The organism is Micromonospora solifontis (assembly GCF_003725545.1).
Lineage (GTDB): Bacteria > Actinomycetota > Actinomycetes > Mycobacteriales > Micromonosporaceae > Micromonospora > Micromonospora solifontis.
Genome location: NZ_RJLN01000004.1, coordinates 76,498 through 93,222, shown reverse-complemented (window position 1 = coordinate 93,222; position 16,725 = coordinate 76,498). Strand labels below are relative to the sequence as shown.

The 16,725-nt window shown below is 72.4% G+C and carries 15 protein-coding genes; 6 read left to right on the top strand and 9 right to left on the bottom strand.

All coding sequences use genetic code 11. From position 1 onward, the window contains the following. Window positions 1-57 precede the first annotated feature (57 nt). On the top strand, window positions 58-3,360 hold the full coding sequence (locus EFE23_RS02655) for a S8 family serine peptidase (RefSeq protein ID WP_123239264.1): 3,303 nt from the start codon (window positions 58-60) through the stop codon (window positions 3,358-3,360). A gap of 63 nt (window positions 3,361-3,423) precedes the next feature. On the opposite strand, the gene EFE23_RS02650 is transcribed toward EFE23_RS02655, so the two are convergent. Together EFE23_RS02650 and EFE23_RS02645 are read right to left on the bottom strand one after the other, a co-directional pair. After that, window positions 3,424-3,825 carry a hypothetical protein gene (locus EFE23_RS02650; RefSeq protein WP_123239263.1) on the bottom strand — a complete coding sequence of 134 codons (402 nt, stop codon included), beginning with the start codon at window positions 3,823-3,825 and terminating at the stop codon, window positions 3,424-3,426. Between the two features lie 40 nt (window positions 3,826-3,865). After that, a complete protein-coding gene (locus tag EFE23_RS02645; RefSeq protein ID WP_123239262.1) occupies window positions 3,866-4,852 on the bottom strand; it encodes a 4-hydroxy-3-methylbut-2-enyl diphosphate reductase in 987 nt (328 codons plus the stop codon). 93 nt (window positions 4,853-4,945) lie between these two features. Between EFE23_RS02645 and xseA the strand changes: the two genes are divergently transcribed. Together xseA and EFE23_RS02635 are read left to right on the top strand one after the other, a co-directional pair. Continuing rightward, the gene (xseA, locus tag EFE23_RS02640; RefSeq protein ID WP_233600833.1) at window positions 4,946-6,181 is read left to right on the top strand and encodes an exodeoxyribonuclease VII large subunit; all 1,236 of its coding nucleotides are present in this window, start codon (window positions 4,946-4,948) and stop codon (window positions 6,179-6,181) included. Between the two features lie 120 nt (window positions 6,182-6,301). Continuing rightward, window positions 6,302-6,511: an exodeoxyribonuclease VII small subunit gene (locus EFE23_RS02635; RefSeq protein ID WP_123239260.1), complete on the top strand. Its 210-nt coding sequence runs from the start codon at window positions 6,302-6,304 to the stop codon at window positions 6,509-6,511. A gap of 34 nt (window positions 6,512-6,545) precedes the next feature. Here the strand turns inward: EFE23_RS02635 and EFE23_RS02630 are convergent, their stop codons facing one another. Beyond that, complete coding sequence (locus tag EFE23_RS02630; RefSeq protein WP_123239259.1) at window positions 6,546-7,388, bottom strand: hypothetical protein; 843 nt, start codon at window positions 7,386-7,388, stop codon at window positions 6,546-6,548. Window positions 7,389-7,577: 189 nt separating this feature from the next. Beyond that, window positions 7,578-8,345, bottom strand: coding sequence for a DUF4245 domain-containing protein (locus EFE23_RS02625; protein ID WP_123239258.1), 768 nt, complete (start codon window positions 8,343-8,345; stop codon window positions 7,578-7,580). 159 nt (window positions 8,346-8,504) lie between these two features. Between EFE23_RS02625 and glpX the strand changes: the two genes are divergently transcribed. After that, a complete protein-coding gene (gene glpX, locus EFE23_RS02620; protein WP_123239257.1) occupies window positions 8,505-9,536 on the top strand; it encodes a class II fructose-bisphosphatase in 1,032 nt (343 codons plus the stop codon). Beyond that, the gene (locus EFE23_RS02615) at window positions 9,533-10,525 is read left to right on the top strand and encodes a DMT family transporter (protein WP_123239256.1); all 993 of its coding nucleotides are present in this window, start codon (window positions 9,533-9,535) and stop codon (window positions 10,523-10,525) included. Before glpX ends, EFE23_RS02615 begins: the two co-directional genes overlap by 4 nt. Here the strand turns inward: EFE23_RS02615 and EFE23_RS02610 are convergent. Beyond that, window positions 10,494-11,411 carry an NAD-dependent epimerase/dehydratase family protein gene (locus EFE23_RS02610; protein WP_123239255.1) on the bottom strand — a complete coding sequence of 306 codons (918 nt, stop codon included), beginning with the start codon at window positions 11,409-11,411 and terminating at the stop codon, window positions 10,494-10,496. The genes EFE23_RS02615 and EFE23_RS02610 overlap by 32 nt on opposite strands. 135 nt (window positions 11,412-11,546) lie before the next feature. Between EFE23_RS02610 and EFE23_RS02605 the strand changes: the two genes are divergently transcribed. After that, window positions 11,547-12,239, top strand: coding sequence for a TetR/AcrR family transcriptional regulator (locus EFE23_RS02605; RefSeq protein WP_123239254.1), 693 nt, complete (start codon window positions 11,547-11,549; stop codon window positions 12,237-12,239). An 8-nt stretch (window positions 12,240-12,247) separates the two neighbouring features. On the opposite strand, the gene EFE23_RS02600 is transcribed toward EFE23_RS02605, so the two are convergent. From EFE23_RS02600 to phoH2, 4 genes are all read right to left on the bottom strand, one after another. After that, a complete protein-coding gene (locus EFE23_RS02600) occupies window positions 12,248-13,216 on the bottom strand; it encodes an NAD(P)/FAD-dependent oxidoreductase (RefSeq protein ID WP_123239253.1) in 969 nt (322 codons plus the stop codon). 85 nt (window positions 13,217-13,301) lie between these two features. Continuing rightward, entirely contained in the window at window positions 13,302-13,982 is a 681-nt protein-coding gene (locus EFE23_RS02595) for a rhomboid family intramembrane serine protease (protein ID WP_123239252.1), read from the bottom strand. Window positions 13,983-14,099: 117 nt separating this feature from the next. After that, on the bottom strand, window positions 14,100-14,774 hold the full coding sequence (locus tag EFE23_RS02590; protein ID WP_123239251.1) for an aggregation-promoting factor C-terminal-like domain-containing protein: 675 nt from the start codon (window positions 14,772-14,774) through the stop codon (window positions 14,100-14,102). Window positions 14,775-15,095: 321 nt separating this feature from the next. After that, window positions 15,096-16,508, bottom strand: a complete 1,413-nt coding sequence (phoH2, locus tag EFE23_RS02585) for an RNA 5'-3' helicase PhoH2 (RefSeq protein WP_123239250.1) — start codon at window positions 16,506-16,508, stop codon at window positions 15,096-15,098. Window positions 16,509-16,725 lie beyond the last annotated feature (217 nt).

Here is a 16,725-nt window from a genome sequence, read left to right as displayed (position 1 = left end):
ATCACGGGCACACGTGCCCTGTTCCCTGAAGGGCCCTGTTCTCTGGAGGAAGAGAACGTGAGTCAACCCCGCAACCGGAGCCGGCGTACCGCCGCCGGGCTCTTCGCCTCGGTCCTGGCCGCCGGCGCCATGACCGCCGGGGGAGGCGCCGCGACCGCGAGCGCCGCCCCCGCCGCCGCTCCCGAAGCCTCGCAGCCGACCGCCGTCGAGGCCCTGGGCGCACACGACGCCAAGCTGCTAAACGAGGCGAAGGCGAAAAAGGCGCCAACCGTCACCATGATCATCGCTGCGAGCAAGGGCTCGACCAAGAAGGTCGCCGATGGCCTGAAGAGCCTCGGCGCGGCCGTCAGCGAGCGCTACGACGAGGTCGGGTACGTGCTGGCCAAGGTGCCGACGGCAAAGGCCGTAAAGGCGGCGACCCTGCCGGGCGTCTCCGCGGTCGACCTCGACGAGACCATCCCCCTCCCCGACCCGACCCCCGAAGCCGCCCCCGACGGCAAAAAGGCCGCCCGACAGGGCGAGACCCTGGCCGGGCCGGGCGCGGACACCGGTGCCGTCAACCCGTACATGCCGACCAACGAGACCGGCGCGGAGGCCTTCAAGGCCGCGCACCCGACGTGGGACGGTCGCGGCGTGACCATCGGCATCATGGACTCCGGGGTCGACCTGGATCAGCCGGCGCTGCAGCAGACCACCACCGGCGAGCGCAAGATCGTCGACTGGATCACCGCCACCGACCCGCTCGAGGACCCCTCCTGGCGGCGGATGAACAACCAGGTCGCCGGCCCGACCTTCACCATCGCCGGGGCCACCTGGACGGCTCCCGCGGGGACCTACCGGTTCAACCTGTTCAGCGAGAGCATCACCCGGGACAGCGACGCGCGCGGCGACGTCAACCGCGACGGCGACACCACCGACACCTGGGGCATCCTCTACAACCCCACCAACGGGGACATCCGGGTGGACGCCAACCAGAACAATGACTTCACCGACGATGAGGTGATGCGGCCGTACAAGGAGCGGTTCCAGGTCGGCCACTTCGGCACGGACAACCCCGCCACCCCAGTCCGCGAACAGATCCCGTTCGTGGTGGAGTACCGCCGCAACGTCGACACCTCCCCAATCGGCGTCCCAGGCACCTCCGACTACGTCAACATCGGCATCATCGAGAGCACCCACGGCACGCACGTCGCCGGCATCACCGCCGCCAACGGCATGCTGGGCAACAGTGCGTTCAACGGTGCGGCACCCGGCGCCAAGCTGGTGTCCGCCCGGGCCTGCTCGTGGGGCGGCGGCTGCACCTACGCGGCGCTCACCACCGGCATGGTCGACCTGGTCGTGAACCGCAAGGTCGACGTGATCAACATGTCGATCGGCGGCCTGCCGGCGCTGAACGACGGTGCCAACGCCCGTACCGAACTCTACAACAACCTGATCACCACGTACGGCGTGCAGATGTTCATCTCGGCCGGCAACTCGGGCCCGGGTGTGAACACCGTCGGTGACCCGTCGGTGGCCGGCAACGTGGTCAGCGTCGCGGCCAGCATCAGCAAGGACACCTGGCTGGCCAACTATGGCTCGGTGGTCCGCAAGAAGAACGCGCTGTTCAACTTCTCCTCCCGCGGCCCGCGTGAGGACGGCGGCTTCAAGCCGAACATCGCCGCCCCCGGGTCGGCCATCTCCACCGCACCGACCTGGCAGCCGGGCAACCCGGTGCCCGAGGCAGGCTACCCGCTGCCCCCCGGCTACCAGATGCTCAACGGCACCTCGATGGCCTCCCCGCAGGCCACCGGCGCTGCCGCGCTGCTGCTTTCCGCCGCCCGCGCGACCGACAAGGCGGTCACCCCGGCCGCGCTGCGCCGCGCCATCTACACCTCCGCCAAGCCGATCGCGGACGTCCCGACGTACGCGCAGGGCTACGGCATGTTCAACGTGCCCGGTGCGTGGAGCCTGCTGAGCGGCGGTGTGGAGACCCGTTCGTACACCTCCGAGGCCCCGGTCTGCACCGAACTGTCGGCAAACCTGACGAAGTACAACCGCGACCTGGGCATCTTCGAGCCGAGCCCGAACGTTGGCACCGGCATTCACAACCGCTGCGCCGCCGACCGGGGTGGGCAAAAGGTCAACGAGAGCCGGCAGTACGAGGTCAAGCTGACCCGGACGAGCGGCCCGAACAAGAACATCAAGCACGACATCGCGTTCCGGGGTAACGACGGCACCTTCTCGGCGCCGAAGACTGTCGCACTGCCGCTGAACCAGCCGGTCACGGTCAAGGTGACGGCGAAGCCGAAGGCCGCTGGCGTGCACGGCGCCATCATGACGGTCGACGACCCGGCCACCTCGGTGGTCGACTTCGAGGTGGCCACCGTGGTGGTCGCCTCGAACGACGTGACCGCGCCGAAGTACTCCTTCTCCGCGGAGGGTTCGGTCGAACGGAACAGCTTCACCTCGTACTTCGTCACGGTGCCGCCGGGCACCGGTGCGCTGCAGGTGAACCTCTCCGGCATCGCCACCGGTTCGCAGTCCCGGTTTATCGCCTTCAACCCGTACGGCGTGCCGGTGGAAACCACCGCCAGCACCGCCTGCTACACCAACTTCTCCGACCCGGCGGTCTGCAGGCCGCAGTCGCGGAGCTACCAGAACCCGATCCCGGGCGTTTGGGAGATCGAGGTGGAGGCGCGGCGCACTTCGCCGAGCCTGGACAACCCGTTCCAGCTTCAGGCGCAGGTGCAGGGGGTCAAGGTCGATCCGGCCGTGCTCCATCTGCCGTCGGTCACCGCCGGTGAGCCGAGCAGCGTGAGCTGGAGCCTGACCAACACCTTCGGCCCGGTCTCGGTAACCGGCGTCGGCGGACCGCTCTCCAGCGTGCACGCCGAGCGGCCGACCATCGCCGAGGGTGCCACGCAGGAGTTCACGGTCGACATCCCGGCCGGTGTCCCCAGCTTCACCGTCCGGATCGGCAATCCGGCCAACCCCGCCGCCGACCTGGACCTGTATGTCTTCCGCGGCAATACCCAGGTCGGCCGTTCGGCCGGCGGCAGTTCCGAGGAGGTCGTCACCATCACGAACCCGGAGCCGGCCACCTACCGGGTGGTCGTGGACGGGTACGCGGTGGACGGCACGGGTGGCAGCACCGCGTATGACTACCGGGACTCGTTTGCGTCCCCGGCGCTGGGCTCGGTGTCGGCCCCGGCCACGTCGCTGGCCCTGGCCAATGGTGCCACCGCCGCCCTGACCGGTACGGTGACCGCCCTGGCCGCCCCAGCCGCCGGCCGGGAGCTCTACGGTGACCTGGCCGTCACCACCACCGCGGGCGCGGTCGTCGGCCGTGGCGCGGTGTCCATCGGCGCGGTCAACTGACCCGTACGCCGAACTTCTGTAGCCCCGCCCCCCAGCTCGGGGGGCGGGGCTACGCGGGACGGATCAGGCAGGGCGGACGGACTCCACGACGAACGGGGTGCCCTGCTGACAGGTGGTCATCAGGCCCGGCTGCGAATGGCCGGTGACGGTCACCCGGGCACCGGCCTTCAGCGCGCCGCGCGGCGCGCCCACCAGCAGGTTGCCGTCGAGCAGGAAGCAGTTCGGCTCCACCCCGGCCTGCACGGTGCCGGTCAGGGTGGTGCTGGGGCCGGCCGGCTTCGACGGGCCGCCCTTCGGGGGCGTCGGGTCGAGCGGCGCACTGGGCGAGGCGCTGGGTTCGGGGGCGCTGGTCATCGGGGTGGCTCCCGTCGTCGCGGGGCTGGCGGGGTCTGCGCCCGGGGCGGCGCAGGCGGTCAACGCCGCTGCGGCGACCAGGGCGACGAGCACCGTCCGAGGAGTCTTCATGGTCGGTTGGACGCGCTCGACGAGTGATCCGTTCCGCCCGTCAGCCGCGACCGGCCGCCGCCTTCATGTCCCGCTTGAGCTCCTGCGGCAGCGAGAAGGTGAGCCGCTCGTTGGCGGTGAGGACCTCCTCGACATCGGTGAAGCCCCGCTCGGCGAGGTGCGCGAGCACCTGCTGGACCAGTTCGTCCGGCACGCTGGCGCCGGAGGTGACCCCGACCGTGCGGGCGTCGGCCAGCCAGGCGTCGTCGATCTCGTGGGCGAAGTCGACCAGGTGTCCGGCGCGGGCGCCGGCGTCCAGGGCGACCTCGACCAGGCGGACCGAGTTGGAGGAGTTGCGGGAGCCGACGACGATCACCACGTCGCAGTCCGGCGCGATCTCCTTGACCACGTGCTGCCGGTTGGAGGTGGCGTAGCAGATGTCGTCGCTGGGCGGCGACTGGAGCAGCGGCAGCCGCTGCTTGAGCCGGGCGACGGTCTCCAGCGTCTCGTCGACCGAGAGGGTGGTCTGGGAGAGCCAGACGACCTTGTTCGGGTCCCGCACGGTGATCTTGTCGACGCCGTCGGGGCCGTCCACCAGCTGGATGTGGGCCGGGGCCTCACCGGCGGTGCCGATGACCTCCTCGTGCCCCTCGTGGCCGATCAGCAGGATGTCGTAGTCCTCGGCGGCGAACCGGCGGGCCTCCTGGTGCACCTTGGTGACCAGCGGGCAGGTCGCGTCGATGGCCTTGAGCGAGCGCGCCTTCGCCTGCTCGTAGACCTCGGGGGCGACGCCGTGGGCGGAGAAGATGACGGTGGCCCCCTCCGGCACCTCCTCGTTCTCCTCCACGAAGATCGCGCCCTTGGCCTCCAGGGTCTGCACCACGTGCTTGTTGTGCACGATCTGCTTGCGGACGTAGATCGGGGCGCCGTAGAGCTTCAACGCCTCCTCGACGGTCTGCACCGCCCGGTCCACGCCCGCGCAGTAGCCGCGGGGCTTGGCCAGGAGCACGCGCTTGCCGGTCCGGGGAGTGGTCTCGGGCTCAGTCACCCGACCATCGTACGTGCCCGGTTTCTCCCCGGCACCGAGCGCGGCGCACCACGACCGGGGCACGCCGTCGGGGGTGGGCCGTAGGGTGGGCGGGTGAGTGAGGTGGGGCAGGGCGGCAGCGAAGCGGGGCGGAGCACGTCCGAGGAGCCGTGGCCGGTCCGGGTGGTCAGCCAGAAGATCGGCGCCTGGATCGCCCGGCTGGGCTGGGTCTGGGTGGACGGGCAGGTCGCCCAGATCAGCCGTCGCCCGGGGGCCACGACGGTCTTCCTCACCCTGCGGGACCCCTCGGCCGACCTCAGCCTCACCGTCACCACCAACCGGGACGTGCTCGACACTGGCGCGCCCGAGCTGCGCGAGGGCGCCCGGGTGGTGCTGCACGCCAAGCCCGAGTTCTACGCCGCCCGCGGCACCCTCAGCCTCCGCGCCGACGAGATCCGCCAGGTCGGGCTCGGCGAGCTGCTGGCCCGGCTGGAGAAGCTCAAGAAGCTGCTCGCCGCCGAGGGCCTCTTCGACCGGTCCCGCAAGCGTCGGCCGCCGTTCCTGCCCGGCCGGATCGGGCTGATCACCGGCCGCGCCTCGGCCGCCGAGCGGGACGTGCTCACGAACGCCCGCCGGCGCTGGCCGGCGGTGGAGTTCCGGACCGTGAACGTCGCGGTGCAGGGGGCGGTCGCCGTGCCGCAGATCGTCGACGCGCTCAAGGTGCTCGACGCCGACCCGGCCATCGACGTGATCGTCATCGCCCGGGGCGGCGGCAGCATCGAGGACCTGCTCCCCTTCTCCGACGAGGCGCTCTGCCGGGCGGTCTTCGCCTGCCGCACGCCGGTGGTCAGCGCGATCGGCCACGAGACGGACGCGCCGCTGCTCGACTACGTCGCCGACGTCCGCGCGTCCACCCCCACCGACGCGGCGAAGCGGATCGTCCCCGACCTCACCGAGGAGGTCCGGCTGATCGGCCAGGCCCGGTCCCGGCTGGAGCGGGCGGTCCGCAACCTGGTCGACCGGGAGTCGCACCGCCTCGACCTGCTCCGCTCCCGCCCGGTGCTGGCCCGGCCTCAGGTGATGGTCGACCAGCGGGCCACCGAGGTCACCGCGTTGCGCGACCGGGCGGGCCGCTGCCTGGACCACCGGCTCGGGGCGGCCGACGACGACCTGCGGCACACCCTGGCCCGGCTGCGCGCCCTCTCGCCCGCGGCGACCCTCGACCGGGGGTATGCGATCGTGCAGCGCGCCGACGGCCACGTGGTCCGCGCGGCGTCGGAGGTGGCCAAGGGCGACCCGCTGCGGGTACGCCTCGCCGAGGGGGAACTCGCCGCGACCGTGGACGGCTGACCCTCCGCCGCGCGCAGGTGAGTCGTCTGCGTCATCAGGTTTGCAGCGGGAGCAAGACCGCCCGGCGCGGACGCCGGGCGGACGACCGGACCGGCCGCTGGATGTGGTGGGATGGGAGCGATGACGGAGAAGAAGGACGAGCAGCTCAGCTACGAGCAGGCCCGCGCCGAGCTGGCCCAGGTGGTCGAGCGGCTGGAGGCGGGCGGCACCTCGCTGGAGGAGTCGCTGGCGCTCTGGGAGCGTGGCGAGCAGCTCGCGGGCATCTGCCAGCGCTGGCTGGACGGGGCCCGGGCCCGGATCGACGCGGCCCGGCAGCGCGCCGAGCAGTAGGGCGGGACGGCCGGCGCCGCCCCGCCCCGGACGCTCAGTTGAACAGGTTGTAGAACTCCGGCGGCGCCTCGACGACCTGGTCGGCCGGGGGCTTCTGCGCGGCGGTGGCGTTGCCGTAGTCCGAGTACGTGATCTTGATCTCCTGGGCGGCGGTCTGCCCGGCGGCCGGCACCTGGAGCACCAGCTCGCTGAGCCGGCCCTGCGGGTCGACCTTGGCGGTGAACGGCACGGTCTTCGCCTGCGCGCCGAGCGCGGTGATCACGGCCGGGTCGAGCGAGCCGGCCTGGGCCGCCTTCGAGATGTCGACGGTGCCCGCGTAGCTGCCGTCGCCGCTCTGCCGGACCTCGGTGATGCCCTGGGTCAGCACGGCGCTGCCCGCCGGGTCGAGCTGGTCGAAGTCGAAGCCGAGCGCCCGGTTGCCCTTGATCCGGGTCTGGTCGAGGTGCTGGTACTTGCCGAGGTTGAGCTTCTGCACCCCGGGGATGCTGCTCGCCGCCTTGCCGCCGAGTTCCAGCTTCACCCAGCTGTCCGGCTTGAAGTGGATCAGGTCCAGCTTCATCATCAGGTCCGACGACGGGTCGCCGATCGTCATCCGCATCTCCGCGCTCTGGCTCGGCTCGTGCACCTGCCCCTCGGCGGTGGAGCCGGCCCCGGCCATGGTGAACCGGAAGTTCCCCTCGCGGATCGCGTTGGTGGAGTCGAGCAGCGCCTGCTTGGCGTCGCCGGTGGTCGGCGTACCGCTCGGCGCGATGCTGCCGGAGACCGTGGGGGACGCGGAGGCCCCCGCCTCGCCGGTCCCGGTGCCGTCGCAGGCCGTCAGGCCGGGGATGAGCAGCGCCGCGGCGAAGGCCGCCGCGCTGAAGCGTCGAATCTTCACGAGAACTCTCCAGGTGGGTCGTCCGGCCCACGAGGTGCCGGAGGCTGGCGCCGCGGCCCGACACCGGCTGCGGCGCACGAGCGCGTCCGGCCGCGATGCCGGCCCGGTCGGCTCGTGCCCTTTTCTGTTCCCTGAAGCGACGTTCCGCAATCCCTGTCCGGTCCGACCGGTCGGACCGGCCCGCCCCGGTCAGCGCAGCGCGGTCGCGAGCTGGCGCAACTCGTTCTCGCCGGCGTCGCCGACCACGATCACCGTCCGGTTCGGTTCGAGCAGGACGAGGGCCTGTTCGTTGTTGCGCGCGGTGTAGCGCTGCCAGTTCCCGCCCCGCAGGTCGACCTGCCCCTGCGGCTGGCCGCCCTTCAGCTCCGCCGGCAGCAGCTTGTCGGCGGGCACGCTGCTCTCCACCAGCTGCGCGCCCCGGCCCTCCGGGGTCAGGTAGCCGATCCGCAGCGTCCCGCCGTCGGCCTCGGTCTGGTAGCGGGCGCTGACCGTCCGCCAGTCCTTGGCGAGTCCCTCGGGCCGGCTGACCGGGAAGGCGCCGGCCGCCCGGGCCTGCTCGACGGCGGGGTTCGGGTCGACGGTGGCCGGCTGGTCCCCACCGAGGAAGCCCCGGTAGAAGGCGAGCAGCAGCACGATCGGCACCAGCAGCACCAGCAGCGAGAGGGCCATGTCCCGGGGCGACCGCTCGGAGCGCTTCTTCTCCCTGCGGGCGGGCGGGGCGGGCTGGTCGCCGGCGACGGCCGGGTGGCTGCTCGCGCCGCCCCGGGCCGCACCCTCGACCGGCTCGACCAGGGCCGGCTCGCCCGCGTCGGCCAGTGGCGCCGGCCCGGGCGCCGACTCGACCAGCGCCGGCTCGGCGGCTTCCGGGGCCGGGCCGGCGGTCGACCCGACCGGTGGCTGGCCGTCCGGCGGGGTGGCGTCGGTCGGTACGCGGTCGGCAGGCTGTGCGGGTTCCACCCGACCATTCTCGCAGCCGTCCCGCGCACGTGATCCTGGCCTCCTCCGCCCCGCTCCGACACGGAACCTGGGATCGTGTGAGGATCAGCGACAAAACCGGCGGCGGCGACGGCCGCATCCCGCCGGTCCACCCCGCAACGTCGCGAGGAGGAAGCCGTCATGACAACCACCAGGACGCGCACGCCGCAGAATCTCGACCGTAACCTCGCCCTCGACCTGGTCCGGGTCACCGAGGCCGCGGCGATGGCCGCCGGCCGCTGGGTCGGCCGGGGCGACAAGGAGGGCGGCGACGGCGCGGCCGTCGACGCCATGCGCAAGCTGATCAACTCGATCCCGATGCGGGGTGTCGTGGTGATCGGCGAGGGCGAGAAGGACAACGCCCCGATGCTCTTCAACGGCGAGGAGGTCGGCGACGGCACCGGTCCCGAGGTGGACGTGGCGGTCGACCCGATCGACGGCACCACCCTGATGAGCAAGGGCATGCCGAACGCCCTCGCGGTGCTCGCGGTGGCCGAGCGTGGCGCGATGTTCGACCCGAGCGCCGTCTTCTACATGGAGAAGCTGGCCGTCGGCCCGATGTACGCCGACGTGGTCGACATCAACGCCGGGGTGGCCGAGAACATCCGGCGGATCGCCAAGGTCAAGGGCACCGACACCGCCGAGGTGACGGTCTGCGTGCTGGACCGGTCGCGCCACGACGACCTGGTCAAGCAGATCCGGCGTACGGGAGCGGGCATCCGGTTCATCTCCGACGGCGACATCGCGGGGGCCATCGCGGCCGCCCGGGGCGAGTCCGACGTCGACGTGCTGATGGGCATCGGGGGCACCCCGGAGGGCATCACCGCGGCCTGCGCGCTCAAGTGCATGGGCGGGATGATGCAGGCCAAGCTCTGGCCCAAGGACGCCGAGGAGCGGGAGAAGGCGCTCGCCGCCGGGCACGACCTGGACCGGGTGCTGCTCACCGACGACCTGGTCACCGGCGACAACTGCTTCTTCGTGGCCACCGGCGTCACCTCCGGTGACCTGCTGCGCGGCGTGCGCTACCGGGCCGGCGGGGCGTACACCCAGTCGATCGTGATGCGGTCCAAGAGCGGCACGATCCGAGTGATCGACTCGTACCACCGGCTGGAGAAGCTGGCGCTCTACTCGGCGGTCGACTTCGACGGCCGCCCCCTGGCCGAACAGGAGTGAGCGCGACCGGGACGGCAGCCCCGCCCGCGCCGCCGGCCACGCGGCGGATCGCCGGCGTCGGGCTGGCCACCGCCTCGGGGGTCGCGGTGGCCGTGCAGTCCCGGATCAACGGCGAACTCGGCGTACGCCTGGCCGACGGGATCGCCGCCGCGGTCGTCTCGTTCGGCCTGGGCCTGCTGATCCTGCTGGTGCTGGTCCCCGCCACCCCCGGTGGCCGGCGGGGACTGGCCGCCCTCCGGTCGACGCTGCGGGACGGCTCGCTCCGGCCGTGGCAGTGTCTCGGCGGGGTGTGCGGGGCCTTCCTGGTCGCCACTCAGGGGCTGACCATCGGCACCCTGGGCGTGGCGGTGTTCACCGTGGCGGTGGTGGCCGGGCAGTCCGGCAGCAGTCTGCTGGTGGACCGGGCCGGCGTCGGCCCGGCCGGCCCCCAGCCGGTCACCCCGAACCGGCTGGTCGGTGCGGTGCTCACCGTGCTCGCGGTGGTGCTGGCGGTCGGCGACCGGCTCGGCGACCCGGCCGCCCTGGCGCTGGCCCTGCTGCCGCTGGCGGCCGGGGTGGGCATCGCCTGGCAGCAGGCGGTGAACGGGCGGGTCCGGGCGGCCGCCACCAGCGCCATGACGGCCACGCTGATCAACTTCACCGTCGGCACGGCGGCGCTGCTCCTCACGCTCGCCGTGGAGGTGGCGGTGCGGGGCCGCCCGGCCGGCCGTTTCCCCAGCGAGTTCTGGCTCTATCTCGGCGGCCCGATCGGCATCGTGTTCATCGCGCTCGCCGCCGCCATCGTCCGCTTCACCGGGGTGCTCCTGCTCGGCCTGGCGACCATCGCGGGGCAGATCGTCGGGGCGGTCCTGCTGGACGTGGCGCTGCCCACCCGGGCCTCCCATCCCGGACCCGCCACCCTGCTGGGCGCGGCCCTGACCCTGGTCGCGGTCCTCGTCGCCGCGCTGCGCCCCCCGCTCAGCCGCGCAGGCCGGTCACCGTCTCCTTGACCACCCGGTCGAGCGGGGTCGGCTCGACGCCGAGGGTGGCGGTGGCGGCGGCGGAGTCCATCACGAACGGCCCGGCGAACTGGTGAGCCGTCTCCCGCAGCTCGCGGGCCATCGGATTGGCCAGCCCGGCCAGCCAGAGCAGCGGGTACGGCATCCGGGTCAGCTTCGGCGCCGGCGCCCCGACGAGGGCCGCCGCACGGACGGCCAGCTCCCGCATCGGCACGGCGGGCGCGCTGGGCACGTGCCAGGGCCGCCCCCAGGCCCGTTCGTCGGTGGCGGCCGCGACCAGGGTACGGGCGACGTCGGGGAGGTACGTCCAGGTGTGCGGGGCGTCCCAGTCGACCGGCAGGAACACCCGCTGCCCGGCGAGCACCCGGGGCAGCACCATCATGGCCAGCGAGGTCCCGCCGACACCGATGTAGTCGGAGCCGCGTACCTCGGTGACCCGGGCCCGGCCGGCCCGGTGCGCGGCGAGCGCGTCGGCCCACATCCGGTTGCGTACCCGCCCCTTGGTGCCGGTGGCAGCGAGCGGGGTCTGCTCGGTCATCGGGCTGTCGACCGGCCCGTACCCGTAGAGGTTGCCGACGGTGGCGAGCACCGCGCCGGTGCGCTCGGCGGCGGTGAGCAGCGCGGCGGCCAGCGGCGGCCAGTCCACCGGCCACCGGTGGTACGCCGGGTTGGCGCAGTTGTGGAGGGCGACGGCGCCCTCGGTCAGCGCGGTGAGCCGCGCGGCGTCGGCGGCGTCGGCGGCGATCCGCTCGACCGCGGGGTGCGCCGGACCGGTGCCGCGGCGGGTCACCATCCGCACCCGGTCGCCGCGCTCGGCGAGGAGACGGGCGGTGGCGGTGCCGACCGGGCCGGCGCCGACGATCACGTGCAGGGCCATGGGGCCATCCTCCGAAGCAGAGATCTGATATGAGAGCACCGCTCTCGCAAGAGAGCATGAAGCATCATCTGCCGCTTCGTCAAGAGCGGTGCTCTCTGTTTTGATTGGCGCTCTCAGGCGTGGCAGAGTGGAGTCATGGTCGCTCCCTCGCTCCGTGCCCGGGTCCGCGCCGGCATGATCGACGAGATCAAGGCGGTGGCCCGCCGACACCTGGCCACCGACGGCGCCAACCTCTCCCTGCGCGCCGTCGCCCGGGACATGGGCATGGTCTCCTCGGCGATCTACCGCTACTTTCCCAGCCGTGACGACCTGCTCACCGCACTGATCCTCGAGGCGTACGACGCGCTCGGCGACGCGGTGGAGGCGGCGGACGCCGGGGTCGACCGGGCCGACCTGCGGGGGCGCTGGCACGCCACCTGCCGCGCCGCCCGGACCTGGGCGCTCGCCCACCCCGCCGAGTACGCCCTGCTCTACGGCAGCCCGGTGCCCGGCTACGCGGCCCCGGAGGACACCGTCGCGCCGGCCTCGCGGCCTCCGCTGACCCTGGTCGGCATCATCCGCGACGGCTTCGCCGGCGGCCGGCTCGACCCGCCCGGCGCGGAACCGCCCGAGCCCGTGCGGTCCGACGTGGCCGAACTCAGCGCCCTGCTCGCCGTCGACCTGCCGCCGTCGTTGCTGGCCCGGGGCATGGCCGGCTGGACCCAGTTGTTCGGGCTGATCAGTTTCGAGCTCTTCGGCCGGACCAACGGGATGCTGCCGCACCGCGACGAGTACTTCGACCACCAGACCGGGCTGATGGCCGACCTGATCGGCCTGCCCGCCGCCTGATCCGGCGGTCAACTCCCGTCGGAGGAGTGCCCGGGGAACAGGTGCGCGGTCGGGTCGATGGCGACCGCGGCGTTGTTCACCGCCGTCGCCGCCTCGCCGAACCCGGTGGCGATCAGCCGGACCTTGCCCGGATATTCGGTGATGTCGCCGGCCGCGAAGATCCGGGGCAGGTTGGTGGCCATCGCGCTGTCCACCACGATGTGCCGGCGGTCCAGCTTCAATCCCCACTCGGCGAGCGGACCCAGGTCGGCGGTGAAGCCGAGGGCGGCGACCACGGTGTCCACCGGCAGCGTCTCCACGGCGCCGCCGCGTACGGCGATCTCGGCGCCGGTCACCCGGTCGTCGCCGTGCAGCCGGGTCACCTCGGCGTTGACCACCACCCGGACCGGCAGCGCCTGCACCCGCGTCACGGTCGACGCGTGCGCCCGGAACTTCTCCCGCCGATGCACCAGCGTCACCGAGCGGGCGATCGGGGCCAGCGTGACCGCCCAGTCGAACGCCGAGTCGCCCCCGCCCACGATCAGCACGTCCCGGCCGGCCAGCTCGTCGGGCTGCGGTACGAAATAGACGATCCCGGTGCCCAGGAAGCTGTCGGCCACCGGCAGCGGCCGGGGCGTGAAGCTGCCCAGCCCGCCGGTGATCACCACCGCTCCGCAGCCGAGCTGCTCGCCCCCGGCCAGGCCCAGCACGGGCCGCCCGTCGAGATGGGAGAGCTTCTCCGCCCGGGTGCCGAGCAGGTACTCGGGGTGGAAGGGCGCGGCCTGGGCGACCAGGTTCGCGACCAGGTCCCGCCCCTTGATCGCCGGGAACCCGGCGACGTCGAGGATGAGCTTCTCCGGGTACATCGCGGTCACCTGCCCACCCGGCTCGGGCAACGCGTCGACCACGGCCACGGAGAGCCCGCGGAACCCGGCGTAGTACGCGGCGAAGAGACCGCTCGGGCCGGCCCCGATCACGGCGATGTCGACCTCGCGCATGGCCTACCGTCACTTTCGCGAATGGATCAACGCATGTTGATCCCGACGGTAGGCCCCGGGTCGCCCCCGGGCAAGCACATCCCGCCTATGCGTCGACGCCCGGTCTGGGCATGGTGACGGTGGGCGACTCCGGATGCTCCGGGGGAAGCAGCTCGGCCCGGCGGCGCCGGAACAGGATCGCCGCGACGATCCCGCCCAGCAGCCCGAACAGGTGCCCCTGCCAGGAGATGCGTTCGTCGGTGGGGAGGATGCCGAGCAGCTGCCAGCCGTAGAGCAGGCCGACCAGCAGCACCACCGCGAAATTCCACCAGCTCCGCTCCACCACGCCCCGGGTGAGCAGGATGCCGAGGTAGCCGAAGATGACCCCGCTGGCGCCGACCACCACCGAGTTCGGCGAGCCGGTGAACCAGACGCCCAGCCCGCTGACCAGGATGATCACCAGGGTCGACCAGAGGAACCGGCGGGTGCCGGCGGCCAGCACGAAGGTGCCGAGCAGGATCAACGGGATGCTGTTGCTGTAGAGGTGGTTCCAGCCGGCGTGCAGGAACGGCGAGAAGATGACCCCGTCGAGGCCCTGGATCCGGCGCGGGATGATCCCGGCGGCGACGTCCAGGTTGGCGTGCAGACCGACGTCGAGCGCCTCGATGACGAACAGCACCGGCACGACCGCGCACATGGCCACGAAGGCCCGGCCGAGCGACGCGTAGAACGCCTCGGTGCCGAACCGTTGGGGATCGCTGCCCGAAGGGCCGCCGCGCCAGGTCACGTACCAACAGCTATCAGCAATCCGGGCCTGCCGCCACCCGAGCGGGCGCGGCGCGCCCGAAGACGATGATGGCGGGAGGTGCGGATCCCCACACCTCCCGCCGTCGTCAGCGGTCGATCAGTACCAGCCGGAGCTCTGCGAGTGCTGCCAGGCGCCGCACGGGTCGTCGTACCGGCCCTCGATGTAACCGAGGCCCCACTTGATCTGGGTGGCCGGGTTGGTCTTCCAGTCGTCGGCGACCGAGCCCATCTTGCTGCCCGGGAGCGCCTGCGGGATCCCGTACGCCCCGGACGACTCGTTGTAGGCCTTGTGGTTCCAGCCGCTCTCCTTGGTCCAGAGCTTGTCCAGACACGGGAACTGGTCGATGCCGAAACCCTCGTCCAGCATGATGGCGCAACCGATCTTCCGGTTGCCGCTGTACTCCTCGCAGGAGCTCGGGATCGGCCCGTCGTACGGCTTGGTCGCGGCGGCCGCCTCACGCGCCTTCTTCCGGGACGCCGCGGCGGCCTCGGCCTCCTTGGCCCGCTGGGCGGCCTCCTTGGCCGCCTCGGCGGCCCGCAGCTTCGCCTGGTACTCGGCGGCCCGCTGCTTGGCGGAGTCCAACCGGTGGTCGGCCTGCCGGTCGCGCTGGTACGCGTACTCCGCCCGGTCGACCTGAAGGCCGACCTGCGCGGTCAGGCCCTGCTGCTGGGTCTGTCGGTCTTCGCCCAGGTAGAAGCCACCGGCAACGCCCACGGAGAGCAGCGCGACAGCGGCCGTACGGGCGCCGAACCGGCTCCACAGCCGACTCACGAAGTGGTCCCTTCGTCGGGGGCAAGGACACGACGCGACGCGTGGCCGTCGATCGCCACGTCGGCGTCGTGAGCGCCCCGACCCCGCGGTCGCAGCCGACGCACCGGGTCAGTGGATCTCCGCTCTGGCGCGGCGGATGACGCCTGACGATCGTTCCGGTACGGCCTCCGGGCCCCGCGCGGCGTCCGCCGTGCGGGACTGGAGTTGTCGGAGTCGCTCGATGGACACCATTGCGCACAGTGAGGCTGATGGGAAACCAAGGAGGCGTTTTGTGATCTGGGCCACACTCAGAAGACCCTCAAATGCGGTCAAACAGGCCACTCAGAGCGGGATGTCCTCCAACAGATCCGTGACCATTGCGGCGATCGGAGAACGCTCCGAACGGCTGAGGGTGACGTGCGCGAAGAGCGGATGACCCTTCAGCGCCTCGATCACCGCGGTCACCCCGTCGTGCCGCCCGACCCGGAGGTTGTCCCGCTGCGCCACGTCGTGGGTGAGCACCACCCGCGACCCCTGCCCGATCCGGGACAGCACGGTGAGCAGCACCCCGCGCTCCAGCGACTGCGCCTCGTCCACGATCACGAACGCGTCGTGCAGGCTCCGCCCCCGGATGTGGGTCAGTGGCAGCACCTCCAGCAGGCCGCGCGCGGTGACCTCCTCCAGCACGTTCTCGTGCACCACCGAACCGAGGGTGTCGAAGACCGCCTGGGCCCAGGGCGACATCTTCTCCGACTCCGACCCCGGCAGGTAGCCCAGCTCCTGGCCGCCGACCGCGTAGAGCGGGCGGAAAACGATCACCTTCTTGTGCCGGCGCCGCTCCATCACCGCCTCCAGCCCGGCGCAGAGCGCCAGGGCGGACTTGCCGGTGCCGGCCCGGCCACCCAGCGAGACGATCCCGATCGACTCGTCCAGCAGCAGGTCGAGCGCCACCCGCTGCTCGGCGGAGCGCCCGTGCACGCCGAACGCCTCCCGGTCACCCCGGACCAGCCGTACGGTCTTGTCGGGCAGCACCCGCCCGAGCGCCGAGCCGCGGCCCGAGTGCAGCACCAGACCGGTGTGGCAGGGCAGGCCGGCTGCGCCGCCCAGGTCCAGCGTCTCGCCCGCGTACAGCCGCGACATCTCGTCCTCGCCCAGCTCCAGCTCCGCCATCCCGGTCCAGGTCGGGTCGCTGGCCTGGTCGTGCCGGTACTCGTCGGCCCGCAGGCCGACCGAGGCGGCCTTCACCCGCAGCGGCATGTCCTTGCTGACCAGGGTGACCTCCCGCCCCTCGGCGGCGAGGTTGAGCGCCACCGAGAGGATCCGGGCGTCGTTCGAGTCGGTCCGGAAGCCGGCCGGCAGCACGCCGTCGTCGCTGTGGTTCAGCTCCACCCGCAGGGTGCCGCCCTGCTCGTTGGCGGGCACCGGCCGGTCCAGCCGGCCGTGCCTGACGCGCAGCTCGTCCAGCATGCGCAGCGACTGGCGGGCGAACCAGCCGAGTTCGGGATGGTGCCGCTTCCCCTCCAGCTCGGAGATGACCACCAGCGGCAGCACCACCTCGTGCTCGGCGAAGCGGTGGAACGCCGCGGGGTCGGAGAGGAGGACCGAGGTGTCCAGGACGAAGGCCAGGCCGGCTGGTCGGGGCTCCTCGGCGCCGGCCGGCGCGGCAGCCGCACGGCGGCTCCGGGTGGTCCGGCGGGTCGTGGCAGTCGCGGCCGGCGTCTGGTCGGCACCGGCGGGGGTACGGCGAGTGGTCACAGGCCTGCTCCGCGGATGGGCACCCGGCCACCCGAGTTCCGCCACTTCCGGTGCCCGGTCGGACACGGGGTCGGATGCGGGCCCCGTGCGCGAGGTCGCAGGTCCGGGCTGTCCGGCTGGCCCGGGAAAACCCCGTGCCATGGCTAGACGCTAGCCGCAGTTCAGGCCGTCGGCTAGTGGTCGATTTGGATCTCTGTGGACCGGGAGGTGAACGCCG

Coding starts and splice junctions, on each gene's coding strand:
- EFE23_RS02650 (WP_123239263.1), bottom strand. CDS start 3,825: ATGAAGACTCCTCGGACGGTGCTCGTCGCCCTGGTCGCCGCAGCGGCG.
- EFE23_RS02635 (WP_123239260.1), top strand. CDS start 6,302: ATGACGGAGAAGAAGGACGAGCAGCTCAGCTACGAGCAGGCCCGCGCC.
- glpX (WP_123239257.1), top strand. CDS start 8,505: ATGACAACCACCAGGACGCGCACGCCGCAGAATCTCGACCGTAACCTC.
- EFE23_RS02610 (WP_123239255.1), bottom strand. CDS start 11,411: ATGGCCCTGCACGTGATCGTCGGCGCCGGCCCGGTCGGCACCGCCACC.
- EFE23_RS02605 (WP_123239254.1), top strand. CDS start 11,547: ATGGTCGCTCCCTCGCTCCGTGCCCGGGTCCGCGCCGGCATGATCGAC.
- EFE23_RS02600 (WP_123239253.1), bottom strand. CDS start 13,216: ATGCGCGAGGTCGACATCGCCGTGATCGGGGCCGGCCCGAGCGGTCTC.